General features: G+C 31.9%; 6 protein-coding genes. 1 reads left to right on the top strand and 5 read right to left on the bottom strand.

Annotated features, from left to right (window positions below; genetic code table 11):
- Positions 1-108 precede the first annotated feature (108 nt).
- Both V9L04_RS17695 and V9L04_RS17700 read right to left on the bottom strand, forming a co-directional pair.
- Complete coding sequence (locus V9L04_RS17695; RefSeq protein ID WP_338791249.1) at positions 109-4,524, bottom strand: choice-of-anchor Q domain-containing protein; 4,416 nt, start codon at positions 4,522-4,524, stop codon at positions 109-111.
- A 576-nt stretch (positions 4,525-5,100) separates the two neighbouring features.
- On the bottom strand, positions 5,101-9,576 hold the full coding sequence (locus V9L04_RS17700) for an MG2 domain-containing protein (protein ID WP_338791250.1): 4,476 nt from the start codon (positions 9,574-9,576) through the stop codon (positions 5,101-5,103).
- 208 nt (positions 9,577-9,784) lie between these two features.
- Here V9L04_RS17700 and V9L04_RS17705 point away from each other — a divergent pair, with 208 nt between their 5' ends.
- Positions 9,785-12,646, top strand: a complete 2,862-nt coding sequence (locus tag V9L04_RS17705) for a T9SS type A sorting domain-containing protein (RefSeq protein ID WP_338791251.1) — start codon at positions 9,785-9,787, stop codon at positions 12,644-12,646.
- A gap of 83 nt (positions 12,647-12,729) precedes the next feature.
- Here the strand turns inward: V9L04_RS17705 and V9L04_RS17710 are convergent, their stop codons facing one another.
- The 3 genes from V9L04_RS17710 to V9L04_RS17720 form a co-directional block, all read right to left on the bottom strand.
- Positions 12,730-13,221, bottom strand: coding sequence for a YfiR family protein (locus tag V9L04_RS17710; RefSeq protein WP_338791252.1), 492 nt, complete (start codon positions 13,219-13,221; stop codon positions 12,730-12,732).
- 513 nt (positions 13,222-13,734) lie between these two features.
- Positions 13,735-17,556: a T9SS type A sorting domain-containing protein gene (locus V9L04_RS17715; RefSeq protein ID WP_338791253.1), complete on the bottom strand. Its 3,822-nt coding sequence runs from the start codon at positions 17,554-17,556 to the stop codon at positions 13,735-13,737.
- 139 nt (positions 17,557-17,695) lie between these two features.
- Complete coding sequence (locus V9L04_RS17720; RefSeq protein WP_338791254.1) at positions 17,696-21,520, bottom strand: T9SS type A sorting domain-containing protein; 3,825 nt, start codon at positions 21,518-21,520, stop codon at positions 17,696-17,698.
- Positions 21,521-21,610 lie beyond the last annotated feature (90 nt).

Raw genomic sequence — 21,610 nt, forward strand, 5'->3', positions numbered from 1 at the left:
AAAAATATTGATTTATCTTTGAATAAGAAGCAAAAAATGGCTATCCATCAAAAAAATGAATAGCCTTTTTTGTATTAAAATTTGATTGCTACTTATATAGACTCTTTTTTACTCTTTAACGATACGTTTACTGATAGTTTTTTCATTATTCGAAATTTGCAATAAATAGATTCCATTCGAATAATTATTCATATCAATCATTCCTTCCAAAAATGCACCTTCTTTTTCTTGTTGTATTTCCCAAACAATTCTACCCAAAGCATCTATAAGTTGAAGTTTATAACTTTCTTGAGTAGCTGTTTTTAGACTGTACGATACTGTTTCAGAAGCAGGATTTGGATAAACAACTAATTGATTTTGCTCAGAAAAAGCAGTTATTGATGGTTTTTTGAATAGCAAAACAAAACGTTTTACATCATTTCCTTTTTCAGCTAAAAATTCATATTCTTTTTCTTCTTTTAGATTGTGCAACGTTTCGGTTAAAGAATCATACAAATATAACTCACTCAAAGAATGAAAATACTTAATTTCTCTAATACCAATGATGTGTTTTCCTGCTTCTACTACATTTATGGCTAAAGGAATTTGTAGAGTTTCATCAAACGCATCTAGTCCATTGATGGCAAAAACTTTATTTTCAGTATTATAAGAATATAAAGTAGCAAAATTACTATTTTGCTTATAGATTTTGAGCGCATCGTATTTGGAATCAAAATTTTGAGTTGCTCCTTCTATAAAATAAATAGCTGTTTCATCTGTTTTATTATCTTTAGTAATGCCTAATTTGATTAATCCTTCTTTTAAGCCTTGTGTTTGAGAAGTTTTGAAGAAACGAGTATCTTGATAAGTAGTCGGACGGTCTTCATTTTTCAATTCCAATGTTCCTGTGGGTGCAGTAGCTTGTACAAAAAATCCTTGTGCTGCTGCAATATCTTTTGTTCCTCCATTTATACCTACACCTGTTCCAGCTACATAATAGGCAAAAGTACCATTGTACTGACTGGTAGGAATGTCCAAATAAATTGTATTTGCAAGATTATTATTTCCTGTATTGTCAGCTATTACTTTTTCCCAATCTAAAGGAGAAGGATAAGGATTTCCTACTAAATTATAACCTTGTTGAGGCAAACTTCCACCACTATTTGTAAGATTAATAGTATAAATACCATTATTAAGATTTCCATTAAATTTTAGAGTTTGCTCAGTAGCAATATTAGCTTGATAGCCTTTTCCAACTTCTAACAAATCAGTAGCAGTAGAGGTAGGAACACGATAATTAGAGATAAACTCATCATAAAACGCACTCGTTGATGCACCTGCATTGGTTTCATCATAGATAAAAAAAGTAGGATATGGACGAGTATAAGCAGGTTCGGCAGCCGTATTATAGTTTATATTCAAAATCAAATCCATATAAGGAGCAAATTGATTAATAGCTGCATTAGAGAAAGGAGAAGAAAATAAATGATAGGCTTTTCCATCAAAACCAATTCCCCCAGAAGCAGGAATGGTAGAAGGAGTAGGCAAGTATCTTTCCATAATCACATTTCCTTGAATAGTATTATCATCAGCATCATTTATAACCATGGCTGTTCCTGTGACTGTTGAGCGAAGCGCAAATTCTGTACTTCCATCAATTATCATTTCACTAGTAGCTTCTAAATGAACAAGTTCTAAAACAGACATTTTTCCTGTAATAGTAAGTCTATTTCCATTATTTACTTTGATTTGGTCAATTTCTATTTGATTGTAAGAAGTTGCATCAGAAGTAAGAAACAAGGTTTTATCAATTACTACATCTTCATCATAGCGACGATTAGTAAGAATTTTGAGTACATCGTTGGGATTTGCAGCATCAACAGCAGCTTGAATAGAACTAAAAACAGTAGTTTGATTTACATTCAATACATCATCAGAACAAGATATAGGCGCAGTAAAAAGTCCATTTTCTGTTAAATTACAACTTGCTACTGTTGAAAAAGAAGCAGTTACATCAACTACATTTCCATTAGCATCTAAATTGGTAAGGGTAACGGTTTGAGGACTTGAAGTAATCGGAAAATTTTGTCCATTGACTACCAAAAACCCTGTTGAAGGCGCATCGGTATAAGTAACGATTATTTCTTGAGTATATTTATTAGTTGTAATATCACAAGTGGTTTGAGTGGCTGTTGTAATAGCAGAAATAATGCAAGAAGTAGGGACAGTTGTGGTACAATCGATTCCTGTTCCATTGTCCCAACCTACTGCTGAGGCACAAACAGCTGTTTGAAGGTTTGGAGTGAAAATGATGGTATAATCGTGAGGTGAACCTCCTGTTCCGATTTGTGTCATACGAGTTCGGTCTATTTTTAATGGACTAAACCACGAATCTGCCCGAACAACTAAATTATTATCTCCATTCAAATACATGTCGTTTACTACTAAAGTATTGGCATTTCCACTACTCAAAACAGATTTTATATATGTTCCATTATTCAAAATACCTTCTCCTGTTGTTGTATTTATTTTAAAAATAATGGATACTTTTGCCCCTCCTCCTTGTCCATAGCTTGTTAGCCAGCCTGCTGTGGTAAAGCGAGTATAATTAAGTCCAGGTTGTGTTCCTGTCGCTGAAAAAACAGCATATAAATCTGTTCCTGACCAAAAAAGTCCATAGCCTTTTCCGTCGTCATTAGTTGTTTCATAATCTTCTCTACACCAATCCAAAATACCACTTGTATATTTAAGCAAGATAGGGTTTTGATTATTTGCACTTACTTGACGATAACCAATATAATAAGAAGAACCTCCAAAAGTAAGTGTAGCACCTCCAGCAGCAATAGCTTGTGCTTCTGTCATACCACAATTTAGAAGTACACCATTCTCAATATCAGCAGGAAGAGGAGGATCTTCAAACTCTACTGCCCCAATATCACATTGTCCTACTCGTGCAACTCCTCGCTGGTCAGTAGAAGTACATCCTGCACCTGTATCAATAGCTGGACTTGTAGGTTGTAACATCATAGTAGGAGAAATTCCTCCATTATCAGCAATGGCTTCCAATAAAGGGTTTGCAATCGTAACAGAATTAGATACATTATAATCATTGGCATTATTAGTAAACTTATTAGGAAACTGAATATTATTTCCCAAATCATTCATAGCATTAGAAGAATGTTGTTGGATATTCCACGTATTTCCTCCGTTTGCAGCAGTATTCTGATAAAAAATATTATTCTTGATTTTTGTATAAGTAGGTGCTAATAAAGCTCCCCCTACCCAGCCTGCGTGATTATTAGCAAACGTACAGTTGGTAATTCTCAAATCTCTAGCTGCACTCATTTGATAAAAAGCAACTGCTCCACCATTAGCAGAAGTTCCTCCAGTTAGAGTAGTTAGCAATGCCTTATTATTATAAAAAGTACAATTTATGATTTCTGTATCTACAAAATCAGCACGAATAGCTCCTCCAGTAGCAGCAGCACGGTTATTAGAAAAAGTGCAATTTTTGACTGTAAAACCTCTGTTGAGAGAATTATTCATGTGTTCTAATGCACCACCTCCACCACCAGTATCTGCACCCATACTATTGGGAAGTCTTCTAGCTTCATTATTATTAAAATAACAATCTTCTACTGTTACTTTATCTGTCTCATCAGCATACAAATGCAAAGCTCCTCCATCGGATTGAGCTATATTATCTTCAAAAATACATCTTCTTATTTCTATATCTCCATTGTCTATATTAGCTGCATTACTTGCTCTATCTGTATAAATACAGCCTCCAAATCCTCTCAAAAATGGATTTGGATTTCCATTATCATAAAAAGCATCTTCGGTAGTATTTCCTCTAAAAATGCAATCTTCCACTGTAAGAGAAGAATTCAAGCCATTAATGGCAGCTCCATTTATGCCTTTATTATTTGTAAAAGTACAATTTCTTATTATGTGTGCTTTAGGACCCCACAACATAACCGTCGAACCTCTTTCATTATTAAGCGCAACAGAAGTATTTTGGTCAAAAGTACAGTTGAGTATCGTAGAAGTTCCTTCAAAATGATTAAAGATTGCACTTCCACCTTGGTCTGCACGATTAGTAGAAAAATGACAATCTTCAACTCTCAAAATACCTTGATGTGTAGTTCGAATTGCCCCTCCATATTCTACTGTTCGCCCATTTATGAAGCGTAAATTTTTTATAGTTAGTGAAGTAGGATTAATAGAGGTAGAGTTTAATCTTAAAATACGAACGCTATTATTTCCACTTAAAGTAAGGTTTGGAGCATTTGAACCATCAATAATTAGATTTTTTCCTATCGGAATTTCTAAAGTAGAAGCAAGTGTTATGGTCTGACCTGCTAAGGCAGCATCAAAAGTGATGGTTTCGCCAGAATTAGCACACGAAATAGCCTCTCTTAGAGAACCTGTCCCCAAATCGGCATTTGTACTTACTACAGTAGAACACAAAACACGAGTAGCTTGTGTAGTAGTAGAAATAAAAAAGACGAACAACATAAATAAAATTGAAATATAGTTTTTCATAGAGATGTAGGGAAGGTTTGAAAAATTAGATGAGCTAATAAACATTAATGAAGTTAATTATATTTTTTATTAAATTCAAATTTAGATTCTTTAAATTATCTATTATTTTTTATTTTAAAAAAAACTCTATTATAGCCTTATTTATGAATTTTAAGACGTATAATTCTTAACTAACCCTTGAATAAAATACGTATAATAAATGGATAATTTAAAATAAAAACAATGAATAATTATATTTTAATCAAAGAAAGAATAATGGTCTTCTTCCTTTTTATTGTGTAGTTAGCCATGAGGATACTTCACTACGACTACAAAACACTCCTTTGACTTATTTATTTAGGGATTTGTTAAAAAAATTAGGCAGAGAGGAAAATCTAAAAAACTTAGGGTAACTCAAGTTTGAAAGTAAAATAGAGCTAAGGAACAATTACGAATTAAGATTTTAAATTATCAATAATTTAGAGTTTGTAAAAAGAGTGCTTTAATTAATTTTTATTCCTAATCAAGAAAAAAACGGCTATCCATAAAAAAATGAATAGCCGTTTTGTATTAAAGTTGAATTTAACTGATAACTGTTTACTGCTGACTGATAACTGAAATACCTTTTTTCCAGTCTTTAAATTCAGAAGTATAATAGAGATAAGCCGAAGAGGCTGCTCCTTCATATTCTCCTGCCAAATCTGCCTTCAAATCAAGATGAATAACTTTTTTCTCGTTTGGAGTCATCTGACGGTAATAAAAAATGACACTATGCTCACGAATTTCATAAAAATCAACTTTGTTTTTTTCTATGAGTTCTTTGAGTTGCCAAGGCTGTGCAGAAAGTCCCCCTGGTAAGCCTACAATCGCTATTGTCATCGGCAAGCCTTCTTTAGTTGTGTTTTCTAAAGTGGTTGTAAGCCTAACTGTTTCGCCTATTTTTACTTTACTTTTAGCCAATGACGTTTCTAATTTTACACTGCATTTATCACTACTTTTTGGTAAATCTGTAAACCATTCTGCCGAAAATGTATAAGGCAAAGGTTCTTTTACACCTACATAATTAATACGAACAGTGTTTTTGCCAGCCTTCAAATGCTTTCCTAAATTATTTACTTCAATAGCATTTTGCTCTCCTGCTTCGTAGTGTGCTGTACTGATTTTTGAGCCATTTACATAGATTTCAATATCGCCACTTTCAGGAGTTCTTTGTGCATATTTTGCATACGTGGTCAAAGATTTGAGAGCCAAAACGGTACTTTGTGTATTTCCAAAACCACCATAAGGCGAACGAGAACCTACTAAATATTTTACACCATTTTGTAAAATAGGCATTCGTTTTTTCTCTGATTTCATAATTGCAAGTAAAGCTAAAGAAGTCGTTTCGGCTGTCAGTCCTTGACCTGTTGAGCGAGTGATGGAATGTTTTGTTCCTTCCCATTGTCCTTCTTCTTTTTGAAGTAAAATAAGAGTTTCCAAAAGTTTTTCAGAACGATTATCATTCAAATTCTGTAACGTATTTACTACAAGTCCAATCAAATAAGGATCTTCAGATTCAATTGCATTTTGATATGCTGCTTCTGCCTCTGCTTTAATATCCTTAAAGCCAGCTTCTGAAAGGGAATAGGTAATGTAGGCATTTGTGATGTCATCATCTGCACCACCAAAAGCATCTAAAGCTCTTGAATTGCGCTTAAATCCACCTTTTCCATCTTTACGTTCCATCAGCCAGTTGGTCGTTCTGGTTAGCATTTGCTCATCAACTAAATTTCCTGTAACGGCTGCCATGTCTTTAAATTCCATCAAGCCATAAGCTGTTAGAGCTTCATGAGCAGGATTTGCGCCAAACCATTCGTAACCTTTGTCTTTCGATTCGAAAGAAATTAGGCGTTTGTAACCTCTTTCTGTCAAATCTTTTGCTTTATCTAAGGCTGTTTGTTGTTCTGTAGTTAGATTTTTTTGAACAGAAAGATAATCCATTACCAAAAGATTTGGATAAGTAGAAGATGAAGTTTGCTCAAAACAACCATACGGCTCTCTCAAAATAGATTCAATTCCTGCCAAAAGATCATCCAAAACAGAAGGAAAAGCTGTAAAAGTTGCTTTACTTGTTCCCATTACAGGACTTGCAATTTCAAACGAATAGGTTTTATCAACACTTTCTCCAGATAAAGCAATGGCAGCAGGAAATCCTTTTGAAAAGACTTCGACTTCTTGCTCAAAACGGTCTTGAACTCCATTTTGTCCGACAAACTGAACAATAAATTTACCTTTCCCAGCTTCGTTTTCAATCAAGAAATCCATATTGACAATCTTTGTTTCATTGGGTTGTAAAGTGATTCTACTTTTCCAAGCACTTTCTTTTACAGGAATCCAAGAAGAAGGATAATCTGCCAAAACGCTACCACTCAATTCTTTTTCAGTATTGTTTTGTAACATTAAAGGAATAGAAATTTTATCTCCCATTGACATAAATAAAGGCAATTTTGTATCTAAACTAAAAGGTAATTGTGTATAAAAAACACTTTCAGTTCTTCCAATTCCTCCGTCTGTTGCAATTCCTTCACAGATAGCACGGAAAGCCGTAATTTCATCAGAAGCATAAAATTCTACTTGTGATTTTCCTTTTGCATCAACTTTTATATTTCCACTCCAAAAAATGGTGCTTCTAAAATCAGTTCTTGATTTAGATTTAGTTTCGCCTTCTTTCTCATTATTTTTGGTGGAATAATCTACTTTAGGAAAAACTCTAGCACGATGATAAGTTATGACTGGAAGGTTTGGTTTTTCTTCTTTTGCAATTTTTTTATTCATTTTACCAAAATCCTCTCGTCTTCTGTCCATTATGATGACTTCATTTAATTCCTCTTCTACCTCTGCTACTTCCTCTTTATCAGCTATTTCCACAACAGGAGCATTATCAAGAATTGCAATTTCGTCTTCTAAAATATCTCCTTTCATTTCATTTTTTGGCATTTCTGCCATTACAACTCCATCATCGAATTCTACATCTTTTTCTCCACCACCTGCACGCATTTCTTGCATTGCCATCATAGGCATATTTACCCCTAGAGCTTGTCTACGAGTCCTCATTTTTTTTGCATCAAATAATTGAATTGAGTAGGTTTGAGAATATGCTGGAACATATTGAGTCTGAGATATGGTTTTAGAGCTATTAGATACCTTTAAAGTAATTGGTTCATAGAGTTTATAATTCTTGAATTCAAAATAGCCTTTTTTGTCTGTTTTGGTAGAAATGGTTGTACCTTCTATTTCTACTTTTATGTCTTGAACAAATTTTCCACTATCATTTTTTACATATCCTGCAATAATACTTTTTTCTGCATTGTATTTCAAAGTGATAGACGATTTTTGAATCTGTTCCCAAGTAAATTTTCTCCAACCGTGAGTAAGCATCAATAAATCTCTAGCTTGTGCAGCTTTCTCTTCCTCCTTATCAAAGTAAAAACGAGGTTCTTTGACTTCTCCTTTCAAATCAGCTTCTAATAAAAGATGTGAAAGAATATGACTAGATTTGTCATCAGCGAAAGAAAGCAATTTATCATCGACAACAGAAAGGGAAATATTTGCTGGCATCGGAATTCCTCTGTGGTCTGTAACTTTAATATCTAAGGTAACTTTTTCACGAGGTTGGTAATTATCTTTGTCTGATTTTACTTCAATATTAAGCTGTTTTTCTGTATTCAAGAAAACCAAACGCTCTGCTCGTTCTATTTTTTTAGAATCAAAAAGTGTAAAATTAGCTACACCAATAGGCATTTCATCTGTCGGAATGTTGATAGTATTCTCTCCTTTTTTGACAGAAACTTTCTTTGAAAAAATAATCTCTCCACGCAGTGTTCCAACTAAAAATACTTCTTCCATTACAGGAGAGTAGATAGAAAACTTCAAATTTGAAGTATCATACGTCTTTTCTTTATCAGATTTCGAAATAGGAAAGTTTAATTTTAATCCATACCCGATTTCTACTGTTTCGGGTAATTTGTAACTCGTTTCTACTCCTTTTGGACTTGTAATTTGGGCTGTGTAAACTTCTCCTTTTTTAGCTTCAAGCTCAAAATTTCCCATTCCTTTATGAAATGATGAAAAATTACCCACTTCTTTTCCTTTAGAATCTATAATAATTCCTTGAACATCAGCAGGTTTTCCAAATTCGTCTTTACACCAAAAAGCTATATTTGAAGAAGTGTTTGCCAAAATATCTCCTCCTTCTGGAAAAAATTGCAAATCAAAAACGGTATTTGCTAAAGGAATAGAACGAGAAATAGATTCTGTTTGTCCGTTGTGAGAAAGTAATACATTCAAAAGTCCGTCGGCTGTATCTAGTTTTTTAGGAAGTTCGAAGGAAATAACTGTTTTTCCTGCTGCATCTGTTTTAGCTTTTGATTTTGAAATAACTTGACCTTTCAAACTCACTACAAAATCGACTTCTTTGTCTGCAAGAGCTTCATTTGTCAGGCTTTGCAAATCTAAATTTGCCTCTACTTTGTCGCCAGCACCATAGGCATCTTTTTCAAAATCTAGTTTCATTTTTAAGCGAGGCAAAACTACTTTCTGAACAGTTATTTCCTTTTCAAAAATGAGTGGATTGCCGTTTTGATCTTTTTTATCACTTTCTTCTATTACAAAATTTTCTTGCCATTTTGTGTAGGCTTTTATTTTATATAATCCTCCTGCTGCATCTTCTGTCAGGTCAAATTCGCCTGATGCTGTACCATCTTCCAAAATTAATTGAATCTTTTTTGCTACGTTTCCTTTTGGGTCAATAAATTCGACGTGCAAAATATCGCTCCTTTTTGAAGGTTTTAAAGTTGCTTCGTCTTGGACGTAGGCTTGAAACCAAATTGTTTCTGACGGTTTGTAAAATGGTTTGTCTAAATGTAAATAAACTCTTTCAGAGCTATATTTTTCTTGAAAAGTGTTATTTATTTCTGTTAGTTTTTTGAGCCATTCGTCACCAGTTTTTGAACGAAAACCCCAAAGAGTAACTGCGCCTGCTGTTAGAGCTGCGCCTGCAAGTAAGTGCCACATACGAAAAAATTTGAGTTGCATAATTGATGTACTAATAATAGGTAAATTAGGAAATTTTTATGAATAATTTGTCACTATTGTCTTATTTTATTGATAAGATGCAAAACAAATAGAAATTCCATAATTTTTAGGAAAATAATTTTGACCTTTTTTTTATTGAAAAATTGTAGTAGGAAAAAGAGAGTTATTAACTCTTTTTATTTTTTTATCAAAATTAACCTTTCATTTTATGTTTCGTTCTCCTTTACAACCAATTGGATACCTGTTTTCTCTTCAAAAAATTATTTGTGTGTCTTGCTTTGCTTTTTTATTTAACCTCTTATTTTTATCTACTACATTTGGAAATATTTATACTGTAACAAACCTCAACAATACAGGATCAGGTTCTCTGAGAGGATGTTTAGTGATAGCCAACTTTGTTCAGGGTATAGATACAATAAAGTTTGATGTAGAAGGTACAATTTATCTTCAATCTGAATTACTAATTACAGAAGGTGTTTTTATAGATGGTACTTCTTCCCCAACCTACAATTATGCTTTAACACCTCGTGTAACTCTGAATTGGTATGCAGGGAGTATAATAAAAGCCCAAAATTTATCTAATCTTACTATAAAAGGATTAAAAATAATGAGTAATTATCCCTCCTTTCCTAAAGATGGTATAGAGCTTTACAATTGTAAAGCAGTAGTAATAGAAAAAAATAATATTTCAAATAAAAGAAATGCCATTGTGGGAAATAATATTACTGATATTAAAATTATAAATAATGATTTAAGAAGTTCTGGATTATATTTTAGTAGTGGTTTGTCAGCAGCTATTTATCTTAATAATCTTACAGCTAACAATTTAATAGGAGGAGTGTATATTTCAGGAAATAAATTTGGGTATCTAAATCCAACCAATACTTCTCCAAAAATAGCTCGTTTATTATATTTGGAAAAAGCTAAAAATATTACTATTTCTACTTCAGGAGGAAATATTAATATTACAAACGGAATGAATGTTGAAAATCCTATTTACTTGAAAGACATTGAAAACCTACAAGTTAGTTATCTTAATCTAAGTGCTAATACTGTTCCCTCAACCATTGAAGACTCTCGTTCATGTGGAATAAATATTATAGATAGTAAAAATATTATTTTAAATTATCTAACAATTCGTAACAGAAATAATGGCATCATAGCCCAAAACTGTACAGATATTAGTATTCAATACAATGATTTAAGAGATAGTGGTTTTGATTTAGGAAATCTTGCTATTGATGGAGCTGCAATAAATTTGAATACTATACACAGTAAAAATATCATAGGAGGCTTGTATATTAATGGAAATAGATATGGAAATTATCTTCACGATGTTCAAAATATATTTCGTATCACAAAAGCTAATAACATAAAAATTGATACTAGAAGAAGTTATTATAATAACAATACTAACATTATTATTGATAGAGGTGGTTTGGGAGCTACTAGTCCTTTTATTTTAAGGGAAATCAATAATTTATCTATTAGTAATATAGATGTTACTGCTGATCAGAATAGTATTTTTGAAGGTATTGCTTTTGATATTGCTGATTCTGAAAATATTAGTATTGTAAGGACTAGTGCAAGAAAAAGATTAGCTTCAGTACAAGCTATTAATGTTAGAGATATACAAATCCTAAACAATGATTTTAGAGATGCAGGAGTAGGCTTTTTTATAGGAGGAGCAGCTATTATATTAAAAAATATTAGTTCTAATACTTTGAGAGGTGGTGTTTTTATGAGCGAAAACGATTTTGGAAGTTATCAGCTTTCACCTCCTACAACTATTTTATGGATAAGAAATGCAGAATATATTTCTATATCTAGTCAAAAAGTAGATAATCCTAATATTATTATGAATAATAGTGGATTGGATACAGAACACCCTTTGATGTTTGATAATATAGCCAATCTGTTCATAAAAAAAATAGACTTAAGCACCTCACAAGTGGGTGGAGTAAGTATAAGTATAAACAATTCTCAAAACATAGAAATAAATAAAATAAAAGCTAGAGGTAGAAATATTTCTGTGAATGCTAGTCATATTACTGATATTTCCATTGTATCAAATGATTTTGTAGATAGTGGTTTTATGAGTAATGATAATGGTGTTTTTCCTGCTATTAAGTTGTATAATGTAGAACAAAAGAGATTAGACGGAGGACTTTTTATCGCTGATAATAAATTTGGAAAAAATAACCTTAATCCACAACGTATTCTAGAAATAACAAATGCTGAAAAAGTAATTATTTCTGATCCAATAAATTCTTCTGGAGCTAATGTAATTTTAAATGAAAGTGGGCTAAATCTTGATTATCCTATTGGTTTACATTCTATTAATGAGTTTTTGGAAGTAAGATATCTTAACTTTTTTGCTGATAACCATCAAAATTCCATGGCTTTACAAATCCATAAAGTGGATAAATCGTTTTTGCACCAAATGAATTTTATAAACTGGGAAAATGCAATAGAGCTTAAAGAAACTAATAACGCTGAAGTTTATTGTAATAACTTTATGAAAAATAATATAGGTGTTAAACTAATCAATGCAGAAGCATTTTTGAAAGAGAATAATTTTGAAAGTAATAATTATGCAATTGATGCAAGTCAAGGAGTTGCTTTTGCCGAACATAATTATTGGGGAGCATCTGATGGATCTATTACTTATGGAGGTTCTGGAGATGCTTTTTTAGGAAATGTAAAAGAAACAGAGTTCTTACAACAACCTAGCAAATGCCAAAAAGGTGAGGTAAAAAATACACCTTACTCCACTACTACTCAACAAAAAAACAAAATGGCAGTACGTAGTCTTGAGAAAGTTGAAATAAAAGCCTTTCCTAATCCTACTTCCTCTAAGTTTACATTACAGATTGATAATATGGGATATCAAGAGAAAGTACAAATTCGAATTATAGATGTTTTGGGAAGAGAATTACATCAAGAAGAACATTATAATCAAAGAAATAATTTATCTATTAGTATAGATTTGAAAAAACAAAAAACAGGAGTATATTTTATAGAAATATTTACTACTACCAAACGAATAATCAAAGTAGTTAAAGAATAAATTTAGAACTATCTATTTATCAAACATTTCCTATATCAAAACTTGATATAGGAAGTGTTTGATAAATCAATGTAAAAAACATCTTAGGGACAAGCTACAATACGTTGTGCCATTCTGAAAAGTCCTACATCCAAACCAAGATTTGATTTTTGAGCAGCTTCAATATTGAGTTCGAAACGGTAGGGTTTCTTATCTACTGTTACAAAATTAATGATTCCACATTGTTCTATAAAGCCTTTTAAATTATCTCCGATAGTAAGTGTTGGATATCTTCTGAAATAATCTAAAATATCAGTTAGTTTGCTTTGCTCAGATTGACTGATATAAATCACTTGACAGCCCCACAAATCAGAAGCATTTTTCTTTCTGCGAACACGCAAACCACGTCCATTTATTTTGTAGTGCATAAGAAAAGATTCTAATTCGTCACCAAAAGGGTCATCACCTAAGATTCCGATTTGTATCATTTCTTTTGGACTCTTAAAAGCCTCAGGGGGAAATTTTGTGTGTTCAATAAAATGAACAATCAAAGCAATTTTTACTTTTGTCGCTGAGTATTGTGCTTTAGAAGGCAAAGTAATAAAGCTAAATAAAAGACTCAGTAGAAAGATAAATATAGTTTTTGATAGAAATTTAGTAATCAAATTTGTTTTATGTAGTTTCTGAGAAAGTAATTTTATAAACATCGAATAAACTTAAAAGAGTAGAAATAAACTTAAATAGGCAAAAAATGGACTACTTTTTACACAAAGCATACGACAACAAAAAATGAAGATGGATAGCAAAATTATGCAATTATTTTTAATCTTAGTGCAATCGCTGTGTAATTTAAACTATAAACGCTTCTGCTACAAATAAAATATACAATGACTTAAAAAATTGTGCAATTTTTAATTTTTTTTTAAGTCATCAAGGTTATAATTTTCATATTTAAATTATTCTTTAAATGAGAAAAATTCTACTATTTCACAATTTTATAGATGGAGTTTTCTAAAAATTAACTATTAATATTTCTTACAAAGCAAAAAAGTCATCAACAAAACAAATTTGCTGATGACTTTTTTTATTCTTTTTAAAAATGCTAAAAATTACTTTTTCAAAACTACTTTTTTATAGAAAATTCCTTTTTGAGAAATGATTTTCACAAAATAAATTCCGTTACTCAAGTTATTCAAATCAAGAGTGATTTTATCAGAATTGATGATTTTTGTTGTTTGTAGTTCCATTCCCAAAGCATTTACTAAAGTTACTTCACTTGCATTCAAAATTGTATTCAATTCTATATTCAATAAAGAAGTAGTCGGATTTGGATATATTTTGATGTAATTAGCCTTGATAAAATCATCATTAGATAGAATCCTATCTATTGTAAATGGCTCAGAAGTAATAGATGTATCTCCACTAGAAATAACGACTGTATAAACTCCAATTCTATTTTGTAGAGTTTCTAAGTTTAATGTTGGGTTTGTTTGCCCAGTTATCAAAACGCCATCTCTGTACCATTGATAAGTAACTTTTCCAGTCGGAACAGATAATATATTTTCATTTTCATCAAAGTTAATATCAAACTTATAATTTTTATTTGTAGACTGTACAACCACAGTATCTTGTTTTGCCTCTCCACAAATTGCTACTCTCCAAATGAGCTTAGTAGGAAAAGGTAAAAGCCCTGTCACTTTACTATTATTTTTAGAAGGATTTTCTAACTCTCCAAAACCTGAAACTAACATCCAAATTCCACTTATTCCCATGTTTTGTGCAGCAAGAGTTACTGTAGAATTTGATGTTTCTATATCTGCTCCTGCATTAGCAACGATTTCAGAGTTAGAGTCTGAACAGTTGAAGACAGGTAAGTTCAAGTTAGAATTTGTAAGTGGAAGAACAGCAACTTTATTAGAAATTGTATTTGTAATAATTGGCGAGTTAAAATCAAAATAAATTGCAGCACGGTTTTTTATGACCGTTCCGATACGGTTATTTGCCTTTTGTTTGATTTTGAACTTAATAAATCCGTGAGAAGCTGGTTCGTTCGAATTACTATCTGGAAGGTTAATATTATCAAACTCAAAACGCAAGACACGAGTATCAGCATCGCCATCAATTATAAAGTTATAATTGTGCGAAACCATTCCCAAACGAATTGTTTCTATGTCTAAAAAATCAGAAAGCGTATCCAAAACTACAATATTTACAGCTTCAATTGTTCCTGTGTTTTGAAAACGAATGGTATAATCTAATTCAGTAGTTTTTTCAATTAAGTTTTGATTTGTCAAGCCAAACGGAACAACTTGTTTGTCATTAGGATCATAACTATCCAAAATTTCAGAACACGAAGTTTCCGAACGCACTCCACCATCATTTTGAGGAAGTGCAACTCCAGATTCTTGAACAGGAGCAACACTTACAGTAGGATTAGGGTTTTCAGCTTTTGTCTTGTAAGGAATAGCAACTTGACAGCCTTCCACAAAAGCAGAAATAGGGTCGTGATTTTGAGGAAATAATTCCATTCTCATCGTCATTCCATTGGTAAATACCTCAATTTCTACCTCTCCGTTAGCAGGAAGTAATGTGTTTGCTTCTTTGAAAACTTGTGAGTTGGCATACAAACGATACGGAATAGAATCAGTAGCTGTATTTGTTAGATTTTTGATGGTATAACGAGCAATTCCACCACCAACACAACGTCCAGAAATTTCATATTTGTTTTCATTATCTGTCCAGCTTTGACAACTGTTAGCAGGAGAAATAGTAGCTTTTACGCATTGAGTAAGACCTCTTATTGCTTCAATTCCACAAATAACAGAATCTTGAAAAACAATTTTTTCAGAATTTCTAGCAGCCAAACTACCAATATCGAAGAAATAGCTATTTCCTTCTTTCCTAGTCCAAGTAGGAGAACTAGAAACAGGAAAAATATAATCTGGGTATTCTACTTTTACTTCTACATTTTGTGCAGTTGCAAAACCTTTGTTTTGATATTCTACTGTTGTACTGCTCATAAAACATCTTCTTCGACGTGCATTTGTAATATCAACAGTAAGGTAAGAACATGGTAGAACTTTAAATCCAAAGTTTAAGTCTTCTGGGTTTAATACTCTTCCGTTTTCTATTTCTATCTCTTTTACAGAATCACATTTATTGGTGCTAAAGATTCTATAATATTCTGAGTCAAGAGGTTTTGCTTCTAATACTAAAGCTGTACTGTCTTGTAGTGTCAGCCTATATAATCCATTATTATTTGATACAGTATATTTTCCTTGATTGGATTTAATGAGTATCTTAGGAAAGACAGTTTCGTTACCATCATAATAACAGTTGGCAGCATTTTCAATAAATGTATTTCCTTTTATTTTTGCATAAGGAGCTTTATCTCCAAAAGTTAGCAGCGTACTGGCATCAGAGTTGGAATTTCGTCTTGGAATAAATACGCCATTGATAGTTGTATCTTTTTGCATATTAACTATTGCATATATTTTCCCTTTATTTCCTATAGTTATTTCTCCTTGTCCAACAGCATAACGTTCGAAACCGTTTGAATTTTTAAAATAAAAGAATGGAGTAATTACGCCATTTTCTATTTTTGCTAGATAACGATCAGCATACGTATAAAAATAGTCATACTGTTTGTTGATTACCATTCTTCTAGTAGAATAATTAGCTACTGTATTTCTCAAATCTACTTCAGACTCTAAAAAATTTACCTCTTTATCTAGTTTTAATAAAACAGTTTCTCCTATGACACTAGTATTATTTAGTTCTGAAGACACATCTACCTCTCCGTACATATAGATATTATCTTCTTGATCCAAGTCTACAGTAGTGTGCGTATATACTTTAGTATATAAATGTCCATTGACTCCACCAAAACTTCTATTGCCTGAATATGCTTTCAATATGTCAGGCGTATCTTTAGCAAATAATCTTTGTCCTCGCTTATCAAACTTGACAATAATAATATTAGGATCATATTCTGTAGTCGAAAAATCACTTGTTACTCTAGTGCTTATTACCTCTTTATCAGCGAACTCAAAACTACCACTAGCAGCTAAAGCATAAAGTACATTTCCTTTACTATCTACCCTTACATTGTTTGTGTTGACAGCTTTATGACCACCTCTGCCACTTAATATTCCTTCATCTGGCATCATCGTTCTGTACCATATCAGATTACCAGCTGTACTAAACTTTAGAAACAACATTCCTGTAAGATAATAAATGTTGTTTCCGTTAATAGGTAAATTTATTGTTGTACTTCCTATCTTTATAGGTGGACTAGTGTGCGATACGACGGATATGGCAGTATAAAAATTTCCTTCTTCATCTACTTTAATCATATTATTAGGTGAAGAAGATACCTTTACAACATCAGTTGCTTTAAAATCATATCCTCTTTGCCATATAATTTCTCCTTCAATATTATATTTTATAAATAAATTATCTACACTTTCATAAACTGTTCCCTCAATAGTAAGGGGTTTACCTATTCCAGCAACCCAATTCAAATAAATTTCATTCTGTTTAGAAACATCTATATCTACATATCTTTCTTTATAGTTACTAGGATTTAGTGTGTCAGTAACTACTGTTTTTATCCAAAGTAGATTGTTATCTTTACTAATTCTTGCCACAAAAAAACCACCTGCTCCTAACTCTTCTTCATAAATAAAGGTGCTACCATATATTTTTCCTGCTTGGTCATTTGGAACAATGTAAGTGCCTGTTATTACTTTGCTATCGTCAGACAAAGGTATTGCTTTAACAATATTCAACTTGCTATTTTGTACTATCTCACCACTTTCACTCCCAATATACATTTCCATTGCACTTTCTAATTCTTGTGCAGATGTTCTTTCTGTAATTGAAAAGAAAGCAAGGATAATTATACATATTACTGTAAAATTCTGTTTCATATAAAATTGTAAATAAGTGAATGAAATAAAATACAAAGGTAAGGTTTGCTATTGGTAAAAGAAAATTATTACAAAACAAAAAAGTCATCAACAAAACAGATTTGCTGATGACTTTTGTGTGTCTAATAAACGCTATAATTTATTTTTTCAAAACTACTTTTTTATAAAATATTCCTTTTTGAGAAACAATTTTTACAAAATAAATTCCATTACTCAAGTTATTCAACTCAAGAGTTACTTTATCAGAATTGATGATTTTTGTTGTTTGTAGTTCCATTCCTAAGGCATTTACTAAAATTACTTCACTAGCATTCAAAACCGTATTCAATTCTACATTCAATAAAGAAGTAGTCGGATTTGGATATATTTTGATGTAATTAGCCTTGATAAAATCATCATTAGATAGAATTTTATCTATTGTAAATGGCTCAGAAGTAATAGATGTATCTCCACTAGAAATCACAACAGTATAAACTCCAATTCTATTTTCTAATGTTGATAAGTCTAATTTTGCGCCTGTTTGTCCAGTTATCAAAACGCCATCTCTGTACCATTGATAAGTAACTTTTCCAGTCGGAACAGATAATGTAGCTTCAGTTTCATTAAAATCAATAGTAAATTTGTAGTCTGTGTTTGTAGATTGTACAATAACTGTATCTTGTTTTGCTTCTCCACAAACGGCTACTCTCCAAACTAGTTTTGTAGGAAAAGGTAAAACTCCAGTAACTTTACTATTATTTTTAGAAGCATCTTCTAACTCTCCAAAACCTGAAAGTAAAGACCAATTTCCAAATACTTGTGTCGCTTTTGCTGCTAAAGTGGCTGTAGAATTTGAAGTTTCTATATCTGTTCCTGCATTGGCGATAAGCTCAAAATTAGCATCTGAACAATTGAAAACAGGTAAATTCAAATTATCATTTCTGAGTGGTAAAATAGCAACTTTATTAGAAATTGTATTTGTAATAATTGGCGAATTAAAATCAAAATAAATAGCTGCTCTGTTTTTTATAACTGTTCCGATAGAGTTATTCGCTTTTTGTTTGATTTTGAATTTGATAAATCCGTGAGAAGCTGGCTCGTTTGAATTACTATCTGGAAGATTAATGTTATCAAACTCAAAACGCAAGACACGAGTATCAGCATCGCCATCAATCAATAATTTATAATCATGAGAAACCATTCCCAAACGAATTGTTTCTATATCTAAAAACTCTGAAAGCGTATCTAAAACTACGATATTTACAGCTTCAATGGTACCTGTATTTTGAAAGCGAATAGTGTAATCTAATTCTGTAGTTTTTTCTATTAGATTTTCATTTGTCAAGCCAAAAGGCACAACTTGTTTGTCATTAGGGTCATAACTATCCAAAATTTCTGAACACGAAGTTTCCGAACGCTCTCCACCATCATTTTGAGGAAGTGCCACTCCAGATTGTTGTACAGGAGCAACACTAACAACAGGATTAGGGTTTTCAGCTTTGGTCTTGTAAGGAATAGCAACTTGACAGCCTTCTACAAAAGCAGAAATAGGGTCGTGATTTTGTGGAAATAATTCCATTCTCATTGTCATTCCATTGGTAAATACTTCAATTTCCACTTCTCCATTAGCAGAAAGTAATGTATTTGCTTCTCTGAAAACTTGTGAGTTGGCATACAAACGATACGGAATAGAATCAGTAGCTGTATTTGTTAAGTTTTTGATTGTGTAACGAGCAATTCCACCACCGACACAACGTCCAGTAATCTCATATTTATTTTCATTATCCGTCCAATCTTCACAAGAGTTAGCAGGAGAAATAGTAGCTTTTACGCATTGAGTAAGTCCACGTATTTCTTCAATTCCACAAATGACAGAATCTTGAAAAACGATTTTTTCAGAATTTCCAGCAGCCAAACTACCAATATCGAAGAAATAGCTATTTCCTTCTTTTCTACTCCAAGAAGGTGAGCTAGAAACAGGGAAGATATAATCAGGATATTCTACTTTTACCTCTACATTTTGAGCAGTAACAAAACCTTTGTTTTGATATTCTACTGTCGTACTGCTCATAAAACATCTACGACGAGGTTCGTTTATGATGTTAATAGAAAGGTAGGAACAAGGAAGAGTCTGATAACCAAAATGAAGTGAAGTAGGGTCTTGAATTTGTCCTCCATTAATAACTACTTGCTTTACTGTATCACAATTTGGAATAATATATTGAGCTAAATAATTATTAGCAAGAGAACTTCTTAGTGTATAATTTCCTTCTGAAAATGGCATTAAAAAATCTCCATTAAGATTAGACATTGCATAATAACCATCATTTCGTTTTATCAAAATACTTGAAATGGCTTGATCAGTTGGATTTAATTGACAATTTGTATTTAAATCTGCAAACACTTTGCCTTCTCCCCTAAAAGTAGGAAAAACAAAACTATCGTCTTTTATTTTACCGATATATTGTAATAAACCTTCTGTGTTTTGAATAAAGGGTACATTAGGCAAGGTAGTCGTTCCGATAGTGCTATTAGGAACATAAACGCCACTTACATAAATATTTCCTCTATTGTCTACAGCTAAACCTCTTTTATTGTCATTATAAACATCGCCATTTAGTTTGGGAACACCTAAGTTTACTCCCCAGTCTACACCTACAGATTGATTGATTTTTACTAAAAAATGGCTTTCACTTTCGTCAGTCAAAATATGAGAGGTATTACCAAACGTTACATTTGTTCCTCTTCCATCAACTCCCTTTATTGTAAAAGCAACATATATATTTTCAGAATTATCAACTACCATTCCTTGATAATTTGAAAGGTATGTTGCTACTCCATTGTTTGTTGGAAAATCTTGTTGCCAAATTATATTTTGGTTATTATCTGTTTTTACTACATAACAAGTTCTTTCACTTGTTTGCATCTCATTGCTTGATACTCCAAAAATAAAAATATGCTCTCCTACTCTATCAAGTAACAAACGCAAATAAAGCTCTCCAATTTCAGTTTGTACATTATTATGGTATAACAAATTTCCATTTGTATCATACTTTATCAAAAAAGCAGGAAAAATTTTATTTCTCAAATTATTGGTTTCTGAGCTTCCATTGAATACTAAAGTTTCTCCAGTAGCGTGTATTGATATAATAGGATTTCCATTAGAATCTATTATTAAGTCGTCAAAATTCACGTAGCCTAATTCTGATACTATTTGTCTGTTCCAAATATATTGTCCACTACTACTAAATTTTAAAGTTAAAACTTCTGAGCCTTGTCCTCCACCATATATAGGGTCATTAGCAGGGGGATAAGTGTTTTTAGGAATAGTAAATGTAGTTCCATCTATATTAAACTGATAAGGCGTTCCGTCTTTATCTTGTGCTAAAACAGTAAGAGCTAAGAATACGTTATTTTGGTCATCAACAGAGATTTTTGTTCCTTGTCTAACAAAATTCAAGCTTTCACTATGCAGCAATAATGCTTTATGCCAAATTTCATCTCCAGTAGGAGATAGTTTCAATATAAAATTATCGATTTGATTGTATTGATTGTTTGACCATGTAACTCTATCTAAAGTTCTGTTGTAGCCTGAACTAAAAACTACATGAATATTTCCAGAATTGTCAATTTCTATATTTGAAAAATCTAAATCATTGTATGAATTAGCTGTTGGGTTAGTAGCAAAATCTGTAAACCATTCACCATTTTTTATCCAAATTACTTCATCAGTAGGAGATATTTTGGCTACAAAAAACTTGTTATTTTGACTTTGCGTAAACGGAACATTATTTCCTTCTACACTTAAAGCATTTCCAATTCCAAAACCAGAGATAATTTTATTATTATCTGCATCTATTTTGATACTTGTTATATCACAATAATGCAATTCTAAAATATCTGTCCAAACCTGTGCAAAGGCTGCATTACTCAAAAGATTGCAACTAAATAAAAGCACTAAAAAACAGGTAAAAATCCGTTTCATTATCAATTTAATTTTAAGTGAAAATAGCTTTTTAAAATAAAATACAAAGGTAAGGTTTGCTATTGATAAAAGAAAATTATTACAAAACAA

Origin of the sequence: Bernardetia sp. MNP-M8, assembly GCF_037126285.1 — a bacterium.
GTDB lineage: Bacteria > Bacteroidota > Bacteroidia > Cytophagales > Bernardetiaceae > Bernardetia.

Bases quoted from the DNA above. Each gene is read 5' to 3' on its own strand.
- V9L04_RS17720 (WP_338791254.1), bottom strand. From the start codon at position 21,520: ATGAAACGGATTTTTACCTGTTTTTTAGTGCTTTTATTTAGTTGCAAT.
- V9L04_RS17695 (WP_338791249.1), bottom strand. From the start codon at position 4,524: ATGAAAAACTATATTTCAATTTTATTTATGTTGTTCGTCTTTTTTATT.
- V9L04_RS17705 (WP_338791251.1), top strand. From the start codon at position 9,785: ATGTTTCGTTCTCCTTTACAACCAATTGGATACCTGTTTTCTCTTCAA.
- V9L04_RS17715 (WP_338791253.1), bottom strand. From the start codon at position 17,556: ATGAAACAGAATTTTACAGTAATATGTATAATTATCCTTGCTTTCTTT.
- V9L04_RS17700 (WP_338791250.1), bottom strand. From the start codon at position 9,576: ATGCAACTCAAATTTTTTCGTATGTGGCACTTACTTGCAGGCGCAGCT.